General features: G+C 68.1%; 12 protein-coding genes and 2 rRNA genes. 8 read left to right on the forward strand and 6 right to left on the reverse strand.

Translation table 11 applies throughout. The annotated features are described in order from the left end of the window. Both rrf (ACMZ91_RS09565) and rrf (ACMZ91_RS09570) read left to right on the forward strand, forming a co-directional pair. Nucleotides 1-86: ribosomal RNA gene (gene rrf, locus ACMZ91_RS09565) — 5S ribosomal RNA — on the forward strand; the annotation flags it as partial. 134 nt (nucleotides 87-220) lie between these two features. Next, nucleotides 221-335: ribosomal RNA gene (gene rrf, locus ACMZ91_RS09570) — 5S ribosomal RNA — on the forward strand. A gap of 251 nt (nucleotides 336-586) precedes the next feature. Here rrf (ACMZ91_RS09570) and ACMZ91_RS09575 read toward each other — a convergent pair. The 3 genes from ACMZ91_RS09575 to hemH all read right to left on the reverse strand — a co-directional run bounded on the left by ACMZ91_RS09575 (nucleotide 587) and on the right by hemH (nucleotide 4,796). After that, complete coding sequence (locus tag ACMZ91_RS09575; RefSeq protein ID WP_414578322.1) at nucleotides 587-2,692, reverse strand: methyl-accepting chemotaxis protein; 2,106 nt, start codon at nucleotides 2,690-2,692, stop codon at nucleotides 587-589. A 290-nt stretch (nucleotides 2,693-2,982) separates the two neighbouring features. Further along, nucleotides 2,983-3,837 carry an alpha/beta fold hydrolase gene (locus tag ACMZ91_RS09580; protein WP_414578324.1) on the reverse strand — a complete coding sequence of 285 codons (855 nt, stop codon included), beginning with the start codon at nucleotides 3,835-3,837 and terminating at the stop codon, nucleotides 2,983-2,985. Next, a complete protein-coding gene (gene hemH / locus ACMZ91_RS09585) occupies nucleotides 3,834-4,796 on the reverse strand; it encodes a ferrochelatase (RefSeq protein WP_414578326.1) in 963 nt (320 codons plus the stop codon). The genes ACMZ91_RS09580 and hemH overlap by 4 nt, the downstream gene beginning before the upstream one ends. A 165-nt stretch (nucleotides 4,797-4,961) precedes the next feature. Between hemH and ACMZ91_RS09590 the strand changes: the two genes are divergently transcribed. The 4 genes from ACMZ91_RS09590 to tatC all read left to right on the forward strand — a co-directional run bounded on the left by ACMZ91_RS09590 (nucleotide 4,962) and on the right by tatC (nucleotide 7,381). Then, complete coding sequence (locus ACMZ91_RS09590; RefSeq protein ID WP_032128452.1) at nucleotides 4,962-5,855, forward strand: lipid-binding SYLF domain-containing protein; 894 nt, start codon at nucleotides 4,962-4,964, stop codon at nucleotides 5,853-5,855. A 75-nt stretch (nucleotides 5,856-5,930) separates the two neighbouring features. Further along, complete coding sequence (gene tatA, locus ACMZ91_RS09595) at nucleotides 5,931-6,158, forward strand: Sec-independent protein translocase subunit TatA (protein ID WP_032128453.1); 228 nt, start codon at nucleotides 5,931-5,933, stop codon at nucleotides 6,156-6,158. Nucleotides 6,159-6,173: 15 nt separating this feature from the next. Then, nucleotides 6,174-6,635 (forward strand): Sec-independent protein translocase protein TatB, encoded by a 462-nt coding sequence (tatB, locus tag ACMZ91_RS09600; RefSeq protein WP_414578329.1) that lies wholly within the window; start codon nucleotides 6,174-6,176, stop codon nucleotides 6,633-6,635. Continuing rightward, a complete protein-coding gene (gene tatC, locus ACMZ91_RS09605; protein WP_414578331.1) occupies nucleotides 6,632-7,381 on the forward strand; it encodes a twin-arginine translocase subunit TatC in 750 nt (249 codons plus the stop codon). Before tatB ends, tatC begins: the two co-directional genes overlap by 4 nt. An 86-nt stretch (nucleotides 7,382-7,467) precedes the next feature. Here the strand turns inward: tatC and ACMZ91_RS09610 are convergent, their stop codons facing one another. Genes ACMZ91_RS09610 through ACMZ91_RS09620 form a run of 3 tightly spaced genes read right to left on the reverse strand, consistent with a single transcriptional unit; the run spans nucleotide 7,468 to nucleotide 10,983 of the window. After that, nucleotides 7,468-8,379 (reverse strand): BPSS1780 family membrane protein, encoded by a 912-nt coding sequence (locus tag ACMZ91_RS09610; protein ID WP_043399673.1) that lies wholly within the window; start codon nucleotides 8,377-8,379, stop codon nucleotides 7,468-7,470. 50 nt (nucleotides 8,380-8,429) lie between these two features. Continuing rightward, nucleotides 8,430-9,176, reverse strand: coding sequence for a glutamine amidotransferase (locus ACMZ91_RS09615; RefSeq protein ID WP_005411673.1), 747 nt, complete (start codon nucleotides 9,174-9,176; stop codon nucleotides 8,430-8,432). Then, nucleotides 9,148-10,983 (reverse strand): GspE/PulE family protein, encoded by a 1,836-nt coding sequence (locus ACMZ91_RS09620; protein WP_049424290.1) that lies wholly within the window; start codon nucleotides 10,981-10,983, stop codon nucleotides 9,148-9,150. The genes ACMZ91_RS09615 and ACMZ91_RS09620 overlap by 29 nt, the downstream gene beginning before the upstream one ends. Before the next feature lie 83 nt (nucleotides 10,984-11,066). On the opposite strand from ACMZ91_RS09620, the gene glyQ reads away from it, so the two are divergent. Both glyQ and glyS read left to right on the forward strand, forming a co-directional pair. Next, nucleotides 11,067-11,978, forward strand: coding sequence for a glycine--tRNA ligase subunit alpha (gene glyQ / locus ACMZ91_RS09625; RefSeq protein ID WP_006403404.1), 912 nt, complete (start codon nucleotides 11,067-11,069; stop codon nucleotides 11,976-11,978). Between the two features lie 72 nt (nucleotides 11,979-12,050). Next, entirely contained in the window at nucleotides 12,051-14,126 is a 2,076-nt protein-coding gene (gene glyS / locus ACMZ91_RS09630; RefSeq protein ID WP_414578333.1) for a glycine--tRNA ligase subunit beta, read from the forward strand. Nucleotides 14,127-14,231: the final 105 nt, after the last annotated feature.

The following is a 14,231-nucleotide window of genomic DNA, read 5'->3' on the forward strand; positions in this document are numbered from 1 at the left end:
CGATCCCATCCCGAACTCGGAAGTGAAACGCAGCTGCGCCGATGGTAGTGTGGCTCAAGCCATGCGAGAGTAGGTCATCGCCAGGGTTTATACCCGAGAACCCCGCTGCATGCGCAGCGGGGTTTTTCTTATTAAGTGAAGGCACTGCATTTTCCGGGTACCTTCCGCCCCAAGGGCAAGATCGCGAAGCTGGCGCTGCAAGCGCTGCTGCAACCGTCTCCCTGGTGAAATTAGCGCTGTGGAACCACCCGATCCCATCCCGAACTCGGAAGTGAAACGCAGCTGCGCCGATGGTAGTGTGGCTCAAGCCATGCGAGAGTAGGTCATCGCCAGGGTTTACACCCAAAACCCCGCTGCTCGCGCAGCGGGGTTTTTCTTTGTGCGCGCGAAATGCGGGTAGTGCCGGCCGCTGGCCGGCAACCCGATGGCGATACATCGCCCGTTAGATCCAGGCCATACGCGGATATTCTCCGCGGGTAGCCACAGCGCCAACCAAGGTTGGCAGCTACTGGCAGCAAGGCCTACGCAACAAAAAGACGGCGCCCTGCGGGCGCCGTCTTGATCAGGATCGAACTGAAGGCCCGGATCAGGCGGCCTGCGAGACCTCGTGCGGTTCCTGCTGGCGGAACACCGAAACCGCTTCGGTCAGTGTGCCGGCCTGGCTCTGCAGCTCGCGTGCGGCGGCGGTGGCTTCTTCCACCAGCGCCGCATTCTGCTGCGTGGCCTGATCCATCTGCACCACGGTCTGGTTGATCTGCTCAATGCCGATCGACTGCTCCTGCGACGCCGCGGAAATCTCGCGCATCAGGTGGCTGACATCCTCCACGCCGCCGACGATTCCCTGCATGCGTTGGCCGGCGTCAGCTACCAGCTGGGCACCCTCACCCACCTGGCGGCCGGCTTCGTCGATCAGCTTCTTGATCTCCTGGGCCGCCGCCGCAGAGCGCTGCGCCAGTACCCGCACCTCGCTGGCCACGACCGCGAAGCCTCGGCCCTGTTCGCCGGCGCGTGCCGCCTCCACGGCTGCGTTCAAGGCCAGGATATTGGTCTGGAAGGCAATGCCGTCGATGACGCCGGTGATGTCGCCGATCCGCTTCGAGGCACCTTCGATGGCCTGCATGGTATTCACCACCCGCTGCATGGCCGTGTTGCCGTCACTGGCAGCGCTCTGCGTGGAAGCTGCCAACGCACTGGCCTCACGCGCATGGGCGGCGTTCTGGCGCACGGTGGCGGTGAGTTCCTCCATCGATGCTGCGGTCTCCTGCAGGTGCGCGGCCTGGCGCTCGCTGCGCTCGGACAACGCGCCGTTGCCGGCGGCAATCTCGCTGGCGGCGGTACTGATCGACGCCGCACATTCCTGGATGCGACCGACCATGCGTGCCAACTGACCGGCCGTGGCATTCGCATCGCGCTGGATGGCAGCGAAAGCGCCGTGATACTCGCCGTGCATGCGCCGGTCCAGATCGCCATTGGCCAGTGCCGAGAGCATCTGCCGCACTTCGTTGACGGTGCTGCCGAGCGTATCGAGCAGCTGGTTGATGCCACCGGTCAGCCCATCGAGGAAACTGGCACCTTCAGTGGCCTGCAGGCGCTGGTCGAGATCACCGGCCGCTGCCGCTGCGACGATGCCGGCCACGGCGTTTTCCAGCGCGAGTTCATGGGTGCGGTCATGCCATTCCACGGCGAAGCCCAGGCGCACGCCCTGCGCATCGAACACCGGGGTGACCACCTGCGCGAAGTGCACGGGGCCGATCTGCACCTTGCCGTTATGGGTGACCTGCAGGCCGTTGAGGATCGCGCGGATGCGATCCGGGTTGGCGTGGAAGCGGTGGATGCTGCTGCCGACCAGGCGCTCGGCATCGAAGTCGGGGAAGGCCTGGCGCAGTGTTGCCTGCTGGTTGCGCAGCAGGGCCACCACCGAGCGGTTCACGTAACGGATCACGTGGTCGTTGTCGGCAATCATCATCGCGGTGCGCGAGGCATCGAGCGCCTGGCGGATCTGCGCATTCTCGGCATGCGCGTCAGCCTCGCGCCCACGCTGCGCCTGCACGTGGCGGGCGGTATCGGCCAGCGCATGGGCCAGCGAACCGGGTGCATAGGCCGCGGTATCCGCATGTGCGCTCAGATCGGTGCCCGTCGCGATATCGCGCGCCAGTGCCGCCAGGCGGCGTGGGCCGTGGCCAAGTGCCTCGGTCTGCTGCTGCAGGCGCAGCGCGACCTGGCCGAGGAACACGGTCAGGCTGGCGAACAGGCCCGCCTGCAGCAACGTCGGTCCCACGGCTGCGCCGTGCAGCAGCGGTACCAGCAGGGCGAGGGTGCCAACACCACCGGCCAGCCATACCGGCAGGCGATCGCGGTGGCTGAGCAGCACGCCCAGCAACAGCGCAATCGGCAATGCCGGTGACAGGCTGACGATCGCGCACAACAAGGCCAGCTGCAGCGACAACAGCAATGCCAGGCCATTGCGGGCGACGGCCCGGCCCGCCTGTGGACCGGCCAGCCAGAGGGCGGGCAGTACGGCGGCCGCGGCCAACGCAGCGCCCGGTACGTGGGGCCCACGCAGGGCCAGCACGAGGCCAGCCACAGCCAACGCCGCGCTGCCGATCAGCAGTCGACGGTCAGCGCGGCGCGCGAGCTGCTGCAGATGCGGCATGCGGGCGGTATCGGGGGGGCGGGAGGATGCAACGGACATCGGCGACTCCTGGATCAGCAAACGACAACAGCCACGCCGCGGCGCACGCAGGAGTGCGTGAGCAGGGCGCGAGCCGGGAATTCGGGGAATGCGGCGCGATCAGCGACGCGGAGACGGGACACCGTGGCCACATCCTGTGGGTGACGGTGCAGCAGAGCGGGCATGCGGACTTCCTTGCAGGACCAGACACACGCCGCAGGCCCGACCGGACCTGCGTGCTGCGGACGCAGGGGCCCGCAACTGATGTATCGGCCGCAAACGCGCGGAGTGAAGCGCGCGGATACTTCTGCTCAGCCGGCGTTGCCGTTGCTGAAGAAGTGCAGGATCACGCCCGCGAGCTGTTCCGGGTCTTCCATGTGCAGGTGATGGTTGCCGGCAAACACCGCCAGACGGCCATCGCGCAGGTGCTGCAGGCGATCGCTGCGCATCGGCTCGGGATAGTACGACTGCGCCGGTGTGGCGTAGATCACCTGCGTCGGGCAGGCGATGGCCTGCAGCAGGTTGTCGATCTGGCCTTCGCTGAGGCGGATCGCAGTGGGCAGCATCAGGCGCGGGTCGCTGCACCAGCGGTAACCACCTTCGACCGGCTCCACGCCGCGCTCGACCAGCAGCCGTGCACAGCGCTCGCTGAGCTGGTTGGTCATCATCCGCGCGCGGATCGGCGCGGCGAGGTCGGGGAACACGCGCAGCTGCTTGCGTGCCAGTGCGCGCGTGGCATTCACATGCTCGCGCAGGCGGTTGGCGGTTTCTTCCTCAGGACCACGCAGGCCGCCGAGTGCTTCGATCGCCACCAGCCGTTCGACACGGTCGCTGACCGAGGCGGTGAGGCTGGCGATGCCGGCGCCCATCGAATGGCCAAGCAGGCTGAAACGGTCCCAGCCCAGCGCGTCGGCGACGTCGAGTACGTGACAGATGGCGGCGGCCGTGGTGTAGCTGGCACCGGCCGGCAGATGCGCGCTGTGGCCGTGGCCGGGCAGGTCGATGGCCACCAGCTGCAACGACGACAGGTGCGGCGCCAGCGGCACGAAGCTGGCCGCGTTGTCGAGCCAGCCATGCAGGGCCAGCACGCGCGGGCCATCACCGTGGTTGCGCAGGCCGGCGACGCGCGCGCCACCGACCTCGAGTTCAAACGGCTGCAGGCTCATGCCAGTGACGCCACGGCCAGCCGTGCCAGCGCACGCGCGTGCTCCGGTTCGGCGTTGAGGCAGGGGATGTAGCGCATCGTCGCGCCGCGCTCGGCCAGTGTTTCGGTGAAGCCCAGTGCCACTTCTTCCAGCGTCTCCAGACAGTCGGTGGCGAAGCCCGGGCACACCACGTCGATCTGCTTCACGCCGGATTCGGCCAGCGCCCACAGGCTGGGCTCGGCATACGGCTGCAGCCAGCGCTCGCGGCCGAAGCGCGACTGATAGCCCATCTGCCAGTCGTCCCTGCCCAGCTCCAGCGCCTTGGCGATGGCCTGCGCACTGGCCTCGCAGCGCTGCGGATACGGATCGCCGGCATCGGCCAGGCGCTGCGGAATGCCGTGGAAGGAGAACATCAGTTTCTGGCCACGACCGTGCTGTTCCCAGTAGCGGCGGATCGAGCCGGCAACGGCGTCGACCCAGCCCGGATCGACCGAATAGTCGCGGACCAGGCTGACGGTCACGCCCGGGTTGCGGCGCTGCCAGGCATCGACGCGGTCTTCGACCGAGGCGGTGGTGGTGGTGGAGTACTGCGGGTACAGCGGCAGCACCACGATGCGGCGCGCGCCTTCGGCGGCCAGGCGGTCGAGCTCGCTGCCCAGCGCCGGTTCACCGTAGCGCATCGCGTGGCGTACCGTCAGCGACGGCAACAGCGCTTGCATGGCCTGCGCCAGCTGGCGCGTATGCACCATCAGCGGAGAGCCCTCCGGCAGCCAGACCTGGGCGTACTTGGCCGCTGAACGGCTGCTGCGCAGCGGCAGGATCAGTCCGCGCAGCAACGGCTGCCACAGCAGTGCCGGGATCGAGACCACGCGGGGGTCGGACAGGAATTCAGCCAGGTAACGGCGTACGGCGGGGGCCGTCGGCGTCTCGGGCGTGCCTAGGTTGACCGCCAGCACGGCGGTATCGGGTGCGTCGAGCATGAGCGGTATTGTCGCCGATCCGGTGCCGCGCCGGGATGCAGGGTTCGGATTGCAGGCATAGCGCGCATCAATGTGAGCAGGGAACGCTCATTGGGGATTCATGACAACACTACTAATTTCAGTCACTTGCTATATCTTCCTATGGACTGACTTCTGGAGCCTGCCATGCGTCGCCCGATCCAAGCCCTGCTGATCGCCGCCAGCCTGCTGTCCAGCCAGGCCATGGCCGGACCGCAGGAAGACCAGCGTGCCCGCAATGCCGTGCGCGTGCTGGCTGAAATCCAGGAAATCCCTGAACAGGGCATTCCGGATAAATTGCTCGACGAAGGCCGCGCGGTCATCGTCATTCCCGACACGATCAAGGCCGGTCTGGTCATTGGCGGTCGTCGTGGCCACGGCCTGATGTCCGTGCGCATGCCCAACGGTGCCTGGTCCAACCCGGTGTTCGTGAAGCTCACCGGCGGCAGCATCGGCTTCCAGGCCGGCGTGCAGTCCTCCGATGTGGTGCTGGTGTTCCGCAACGACCGTAGCCTGGACAACCTGGTCAACGGCAAGTTCACGCTGGGCGCCGATGCGGGTGTCGCCGCCGGCCCGGTCGGCCGCAATGCCGCCGCCGCCACCGACGGTCAGCTGAAGGCCGAGATCTGGTCCTGGTCGCGCGCCCGCGGCCTGTTCGCCGGTGTCGCCCTGGATGGTGCGGTGCTGCAGATCGACGATGCCGCCAACCTGGACGCCTACGGCAGCAACACCACGCCGCGCATGATCTTCGAAGGCCGCGCCGCCGGTTCGCCGTCGATGGATGTGGTCACGTTCCGCGACCGCCTGGAAGAGGCCACCTACGCCGCGCGTAACAACCGCAGCGGCAACGGCGGTAGCGCGCCGCGCCCGGCAGCGGCCCCGGCGGTTGCTCCGGCGCCTGTTCAGGCAGCGCCGGCCGCCCCGGCCGAAGCCACCACCGCACCGCTGCAGAACGTGCCGCAGAACCCGCCGCCGCAGCAGCAGGGCTTCCAGCCGGTCAACGACGGCGAAATCCGCACGGAAACGCTGGGCGGAAACTGACTTTCGTCACGCGCGCCGGCTAACACCCGGTGCGCTATGCTCGACAGCCTGATCACTAACGTAACGAGCGTCTTTATGGGCAGTTTCAGCATCTGGCATTGGTTGGTCGTGCTGGCCATCGTCCTGCTGGTGTTCGGCACCAAGCGCCTGACCAGTGGCGCCAAGGATCTCGGTTCGGCGGTCAAGGAATTCAAGAAGGGCATGCGCGACGAGGACAAGCCGAACGCGCAGCTGGGCGATGAATCGCGCAGCCAGGACGCCTCGCGCGCCGCGCAGGACGAGCACGACCGTAACGCTCGCTGATCCGGAGCGGTCGCGGTGTTTGATATCGGCTTCAGCGAGCTGCTGGTGATTGCAGTGGTCGCCCTGGTGGTGCTCGGTCCCGAGCGCCTGCCCAAGGCGGCCCGCTTCGCCGGCCTGTGGGTGCGACGTGCCCGTAATCAGTGGGATTCGGTGAAACAGGAACTGGAGCGCGAACTGCAGGCCGAGGACATCAAGCGGCAGATGCAGGACGTGCGCCAGGGCATGCAGGACACCGAGAACCAGCTGCGCGCCAGCGGTGAAGCGATCCGTCGCGAAGCGCAGGAAGCCCAGCAGCAGGGCGATACGCTGGCGCAGGAAGTACGCGCGCCGGCGCCCGCAGATCTTCCGCCGCACATGACCGCCGTGCCCGACGCCGATGCGCCGGCACAGGAGAGCGTTGCTCCCGAGCCGACGCCGGCGACACCCCCTGAAGCCGGTGCGCCGCCGCCGCAGAGCAGCCCGGAGCGCCAGCCATGAGTGAACAGGATTTCGGCGAAAGCTCGCTGGTCGAACACCTGGTGGAACTGCGTGGCCGCCTGGTACGCGCATTGCTGGGCCTGGGCGTGGCGCTGCTGGCGCTGCTGCCGTTCACCCAGAAGCTGTACAACGCGCTGGCCGAGCCGCTGGTATCGCAGCTGCCGAACGGGCAGACGATGATCGCCACCAACCCGGCCGGCGCCTTCTTCGCGCCGTTGAAGCTGACCTTCTTCGTTGCCCTGTTCGTGGCGGTGCCGTGGCTGTTGTACCAGCTGTGGGCGTTCGTTGCCCCGGGCCTGTATGCGCGTGAGAAGCGCCTGGCGGTGCCGCTGCTGGTGTCCTCGGTGCTGCTGTTCTACACCGGCTGTGCCTTCGCCTACTTCCTGGTGCTGCCGGCGGTGTTCCACTTCCTGACCACCTTCAGCCCGGACGTGATCGCGATCACCCCGGATGCGAATGCCTACCTGGATTTCGTGCTGGCGATCTTCTTTGCTTTCGGTGGCAGTTTCGAACTGCCGGTGGCGATGGTGATCCTGGTGCTGCTGGGCTGGGTGACGCCGCAGCAGTTCAAGGACGGCCGCGGCTACGCGATCGTCGGCATCTTCGTGCTGGCAGCGGTGCTGACCCCGCCGGACGTGGTCTCGCAGCTGATGCTGGCGATCCCGATGTGCCTGCTCTACGAGCTGGGCATCCACGCCGCACGCTGGCTGGTGCCGTCGTCGGTAGTGAAGAAGCCCGCCGCCTGAAAAAACAAAAGGGGACGGAGGGGATTAAGTCGTTTATGCCCAGTGTGTGCAGCTAACGACTTAATCCCCTCCGTCCCCTTTTTCCGTCAGGCGTGGAAGACGTCGCTTGAGGTCGGGGTGGTCGGGATCGGCGGCGCGGCGCGGCTGCCGCGGTGCACGAACATCTGCTTCCACGCGGCGTAGACCGCGCCGACGTACAGCGGCATCAGCACCGTGGTCAGTACCAGCTGCGCGATGAAGGCGGCGGCCAGCGGGCCACCGATCAGCATCGCGATCTGGATCACGATCACGAACAGGATGTACATGCAGAACGCGGCGATCAGGCCGAGCGCGGCGAACACGAACATCGCGCCGATGTTCTCGATGCAGCCCTGCAGGCTCAGGCGCAGCGCATGCATGCCGCTCTGCTTGTCGAACACCACCAGCGCCGGCTGGGTGAACATCGCCAGCGACAGCGCCACCGCGCTCAGGAACACCAGCAGCATCCACAGCGCGATGCGCTTGGCCGGCAGGTTGGCGACCAGCGCGGCCGCGTCGTCCGGCTTGATCTGCTGGCCGCTGCGGCTGATTTCTTCCATCTTGGTCATGACCTCGCTGAAGGCGGTGAAGCCCTCGCGGCCGATCATCATGAACAACAGTGCGCCCAGCAGCAGGACCGCCAGCACCTGGATCGCCAGCGGCACCAGCAGGTGGCTGACGCGGTGGTCGCGGATCGGCTGCAGCAGGTGCGAGGCCAGGCCCGGGCGGCCTTCGTCGATCTCGCCCACGGCATACAGCATGCCGCCGAACATGATCGGCGAAATGGCCAGGGTCATCAGCTGCACGGCCATGCCGGCGGCACCGGGAATCAGCGTCGACAGCAGGGTCACCACCCAGCTCACCAGCAGCCAGGTCAGGCCGATCCGGGCCAGCTGCAGCGGCGCACGCCGGTACAGGGAGAACGTATCCAGCAACCACTGGGCGCCCGCCGAGGCCGGCAGCTTGCGAATCTCTTTCATGGACATCCGGGAAGGACAGGAGGGGGCCGGGCGGCTGCCCGTGCCGCCGATTATCCCTGTTTTGCCACCGGCTGGGCTGAAGACAGCCGCGCCTGGCGGACGAAGCGGCGCAACAGCTGGCGGGCCAGTGGTGCGGCGCTGACCGCGCGCTCGATGCTGCGGGCGCAGCCGCCGTGGCGGCCGATGCAGTCGGCGCGGGCACGCACGTAGCCGCGCATGTGGTGGGTGGCGAACTCGGGATGGAACTGCACGCCCCACGCCTGGCGGCCCCAGCGGAAGGCGTGGCAGCCGTCCAGCGGCGAGCGTGCCAGCACTTCGGCACCGTCCGGCGCGCGCAGCACCGTCTGCAGGTGGGTGGCGTGGGCGGCGAAATGCTGCGGCAGGCCCTGGAACAGCGGGTCCTGCGCGGCCTGCGGCTGCAGTTCCAGCTCGATCGTGCCGGACTCGCGCCCGGCCGGGTTGTAGGCCACCTCGCCACCCAGCGCGTGCGCCAGCAGCTGGTGGCCATAGCAGATGCCGAATACCGGCAGGTCGTCGTGGGCGGTCTGGCGCAGCCATGCGGCGCTGCGCTCGCTCCACTCGGCGTGGTCGGTGACGAAGGCGGCCGAGCCGGTCACCAGCACGCCGGCGAAGGCATGTGGGTCGGGCAGGGCGCCACCGTGTTCGACATCGACCACCACCGTCTCGTGTTCTTCCAGCCCGGCGGCGACGCGGATCCAGTGCGGAAAGCGCCCGTAGCGGCGCAGCGACGGTACCGGGCGGCCGGTTTCAAGGATCAGGAACGGGGCTGGGTTCATCCGGGGGCGGCAGGACTGACAGGACTTCCTCGATTGTAGTCAGCCCCTGCGCCACCTTTTCAAGCCCGGCCTGGCGCAGGGTTCGCAGCCCTTCAGCCCGCGCAGCCCGGCTGAAACCGGCCAGATCCATGTCGGCGCGGATCTGCCCGCGCAGCCGCGAACCCAATGGCAGCAACTCATACAGGCCGATGCGGCCGAGGAATCCGGTGCGCCGGCACTCCAGGCAACCGACCGGCCGACAGGGCGTGGCGGCATCTGGATATGCGGCATGGCTATCAGCCAGCACCGCCCAGTCGGCGGCGCCGAGGCTGTGCGGCTGCTTGCAGTGCGGGCACAGCGTGCGCACCAGTCGCTGGGCGAGGATGCCGTTGAGGGTGCTGGCCAGCAGGTAGTGCGGCACGCCCAGGTCGAGCAGGCGGGTGACCGCCGAGGGCGCGTCGTTGGTATGCAGGGTGGACAGCACCAGATGGCCGGTCAGCGAGGCCTGCACCGCCATCTGCGCGGTTTCCAGGTCGCGGATCTCGCCGATCATGATGATGTCCGGGTCCTGCCGCAGCAGGGTGCGCACGCCGCTGGCGAAATCCAGGTCGATGTTGGTCTGCACCTGCATCTGGTTGAACTCGGGCGCGATCATCTCGATCGGGTCCTCCACCGTGCACACGTTCACGTCCGGCGTGGCCAGGCGCTTCAGCGTGGAGTACAGGGTGGTGGTCTTGCCCGAGCCGGTCGGGCCGGTGACCAGCACGATGCCGTGCGGGCGCTCGACCAGTGCATTCCAGCCCGCCGCCTCCTGCGGGCTGAAACCGAGCTGGTCGATGCTCTTGAAGGCGGCATCCGGGTCGAAGATGCGCATCACGCACTTCTCGCCGAAGGCGGTGGGCATGGTCGACAGGCGCATCTCGACCTCGCGGCCGCCCGGCGAACGGGTCTTGATGCGGCCATCCTGCGGGCGCCGGCGCTCGGCCAGGTCCATGCGGCCGAGCACCTTGATGCGGCTGACCACGGCGGTCATCACCGCCGGCGGCACCTCGAACACCTTGTGCAGCACGCCGTCGATGCGGAAGCGCATGCGCCCCATTTCGCGGCGCGGCTCCAGGTGGATGTCCGAGGCGCGCTGCTCGTAGGCGTACTGCAGCAGCCAGTCGACGATATGCACGATGTGCTGGTCGTCGGCATTGACGTCGCCGGTGCGGCCCAGCTCCACCAGCTGTTCGAAGCTGGGCAGGGTGGTGTTGGCTTCGCCACGCACGTCGCCACGGGCGCCGCGCACCGAACGGGTCACCCCGTAGAACTCCATGGTGTAGCGGTGCAGGTCCAGCGGGTTGACCACCGCCAGCTCGATGCGGCGGCGGGTCAGGTGCTGCAGGTCGCGGCGCCATTCCTGCACCAGTGGCTCGCTGGTGGCCACCAGCACGCGCTCGGCATCCACCGCCAACGGCAGGAAACGGTGGCGGCGCGCGTAGGCATGGGAGACCAGCGCGGTGACCGCGGCGACGTCGACCCGGGTCGGGTCGATGCGCAGGTAGCGGCTGCCGGTGCGCTGCGCCAGCCACTCGGTGAGGCGCTCCAGGGTCAGTTCGCCACCGCCGTTGGCGGCCAGCTTGAGGTTGGACAGCAGCACCAGCGGGTGCACTTCACTGGCGTTGCGTGCGCCCTGCGCGGAAAAGCGCATGCGCTCGCGGTCCTGCTCGGCCACCAGGCCATCGGCGATCAGGGCCGCGGCAATCTGCTCGAACTGCAGCCGTCCCCACGGCAGCGGTACGCCGCCAGCCTCGCCGGGCGTGCCCACCGGCAGCCGATGTTCCATCTGCCTGCTCCTCCCGGGTACGGAATGCCCCGCAGGTCGGCCGTTATACTAACGCACCCCCTTGCCGGCCAAGACTCGTACGCATGTCCGCGACCCCGACCGTTCCGATCACCTTCCAGGGCCTCATCCAGACCCTGAACCAGTTCTGGGCCCAGCAGGGCTGCGTGCTCATCCAGCCGCTCGACCTGGAGGTGGGCGCCGGTACCTTCCACCCGGCCACCTTCCTGCGTGCGATCGGTCCGGAGAGCTGGAACGCGGCCTACGTGCAGCCCTCGCGCCGCCCGACCGACGGCCGCTACGGCGAGAACCCGAACCGTCTGCAGCGCTACTACCAGTACCAGGTGGCGATGAAGCCGGCGCCGGACAACATCCAGCAGCTGTACCTGGATTCGCTGAAGGCACTGGGCATCGATCCGCTGGTGCACGACCTGCGTTTCGTCGAGGACAACTGGGAATCGCCGACGCTGGGCGCCTGGGGCCTGGGCTGGGAAGTCTGGCTCAACGGCATGGAGGTGACCCAGTTCACCTACTTCCAGCAGGCCGGTGGCCTGGAGTGCCGCCCGGTGCTGGGCGAGATCACCTACGGTCTCGAGCGCCTGTGCATGTACCTGCAGAACTGCGACAACGTCTACGACCTGGTCTGGACCTACGGCCCGGACGGCCAGCCGGTGACCTACGGCGACGTCTACCACCAGAACGAGGTGGAGCAGAGCACCTACAACTTCGAATACGCCGACGTGGAAGAGATGTTCCACCGTTTCGATGCCTGCGAACGCGAAGCGCAGAAGCTGGTGGAAGTGAACCTGCCGCTGCCGGCCTACGAGCAGGTGATGAAGGCCAGCCACACCTTCAACCTGCTGGATGCGCGCCGCGCGATCAGCGTGACCGAGCGCCAGCGCTACATCCTGCGCGTGCGCGCGCTGGCCCAGGCGGTGGCCAAGGCGTACTACGAGCAGCGCGAGAAGCTGGGCTTCCCGGGCGCGAAGAAGGCCTGACGGCCGCTCCCCCCCCTTACTCCGGGGCGCCGGACGCGTCGCGCGCTGCGCCCCCACCACAGGATTGAAACGATGAGCCAACTGTCCCCCCTGCTGATCGAACTGGGCACCGAGGAGCTGCCGGTCAAGGCGCTGCCGGGCCTCGCCCAGGCGTTCTTCGATGGCGTTGTCGACGGCCTGCGCAAGCGCGGCGTCGAGCTGGAACTGGGCGATGCGCGCCCGCTGTCGACTCCGCGCCGCCTGGCCGTGCTGCTGCCGGGCGTCGGCCTGGAACAGCCCGAGCAGCACAGCGAAGTGCTGGGCCCGTACCTGAACATCGCGCTGGACGCCGAAGGCCAGCCGACCAAGGCGTTGCAGGGCTTCGCCGCCAAGGCCGGGATCGACTGGACCGCGCTGGAGAAGACCACCGACAACAAGGGTGAGCGTTTCGTGCACCGCGCGGTGACCCCGGGCGCGAGCACCGCCAGCCTGCTGCCGGAGATCCTGCGCGAGGCGATCGCGGCGATGCCGATTCCCAAGCCGATGCGCTGGGGCGACCACGCCTGGGGCTTCGCGCGCCCGGCGCACTGGCTGGTGCTGCTGCACGGCGCCAACGTGGTCGAAGCCGAGCTGTTCGGCCTGCAGGCCGGTCGCGTCAGCCGTGGCCATCGTTTCCACCACGACCAGGCGGTGTCGCTGGCCCAGCCGCAGGACTACGTTGAAGCCCTGCGCGCCGCCTTCGTGCTGGTCGACCCGAGCGAACGCCGTGCGCGCATCGTTGCCGAGGTCGAGGCCGCTGCGGCCAAGGCCGGTGGCAGCGCCCGCATCACCGACGACAACCTGGAGCAGGTGGTGAACCTGGTCGAATGGCCGTCGGCAGTGCTGTGCAGCTTCGAACGCGCGTTCCTGGCGGTGCCGCAGGAAGCGCTGATCGAGACGATGGAGATCAACCAGAAGTTCTTCCCGGTGCTGGATGCCGCTGGCACCCTGACCGAGAAGTTCATCGGCATCGCCAACATCGAATCGAAGGACGTGGCCGAAGTGGCCAAGGGCTACGAGCGCGTGATCCGCCCGCGCTTCGCCGATGCCAAGTTTTTCTTCGACGAGGACCTGAAGCAGGGCCTGGTGTCGATGGGCGACGGCCTGAAGACGGTGACCTACCAGGCCAAGCTGGGCAGCGTGGCCGACAAGGTGGCGCGCGTGGCCGCCCTGGCCGAAGTGATCGCAGCGCAGGTGGGTGCCGACGTCGGGCAGGCCAGGCGTGCCGCCGAACTGGCCAAGAACGACCTGCAGTCGCGCATGGTCAACGAATTCCCGGAACTGCAGGGCATCGCCGGCCGCCACTACGCCGTGGCCGGTGGTGAATCGCAGGAGGTAGCGCTGGCCATCGACGAGGCCTACCAGCCGCGCTTCGGCGGTGACGACATCGCGCTGTCGCCGCTGGGCAAGGTGCTGGCGATTGCTGAACGTGTCGACACGCTGGCCGGTGGCTTCGCCGCTGGCCTGAAGCCGACCGGCAACAAGGACCCGTTCGCCCTGCGCCGCAACGCGCTGGGCCTGGCCCGCACGATCATCGAAAGCGGCTTCGAGCTGGACCTGCGCGCGCTGCTGGCCAGCGCCAACGCCGGCCTGGCCGCACGCAACGTGCAGGCCGATGTCGGCGAGCTGTACGACTTCATCCTCGACCGCCTGAAGGGCTACTACGCCGACAAGGGCGTGCCGGCCACGCACTTCAACGCCGTCGCCGAGCTGAAGCCGGCCTCGCTGTACGACTTCGACCGCCGCCTGGATGCGATCGGCACCTTCGCCGCGCTGCCGGAAGCCGAGGCGCTGGCTGCGGCCAACAAGCGCATCCGCAACATCCTCCGCAAGGCCGAAGGCGACATCCCGGCCCAGATCGACCCGGCGCTGCTGCAGGAAGACGCCGAGCGCGCGCTGGCTGAAGCGGTCACCGCGGCCATCGACGACACCGGCGCCAGCCTGCAGCACAAGGACTATGTGGCTGTGCTGGCACGCCTGGCGCGCCTGCGCCCGCAGGTCGACGCGTTCTTCGATGGCGTGATGGTCAATGCGGAAGATCCGGCGCTGCGTGGCAACCGCCTGGCGCTGCTGACGATGCTGGGCGAGCGCCTGGGCAAGGTGGCAGCGATCGAGCATCTGTCGAGCTGACGCCCGTATCGGTAGTGCCGGCCGCTGGCCGGCGTTGCCACCGCGCATCGGATCGATCTGTGGGTTGCCGGCCAGCGGCCGGCACTACCGGATCATCGCCGGCGG

This window comes from Stenotrophomonas sp. FR024 (assembly GCF_047500745.2).
Classification (GTDB): domain Bacteria; phylum Pseudomonadota; class Gammaproteobacteria; order Xanthomonadales; family Xanthomonadaceae; genus Stenotrophomonas; species Stenotrophomonas maltophilia_A.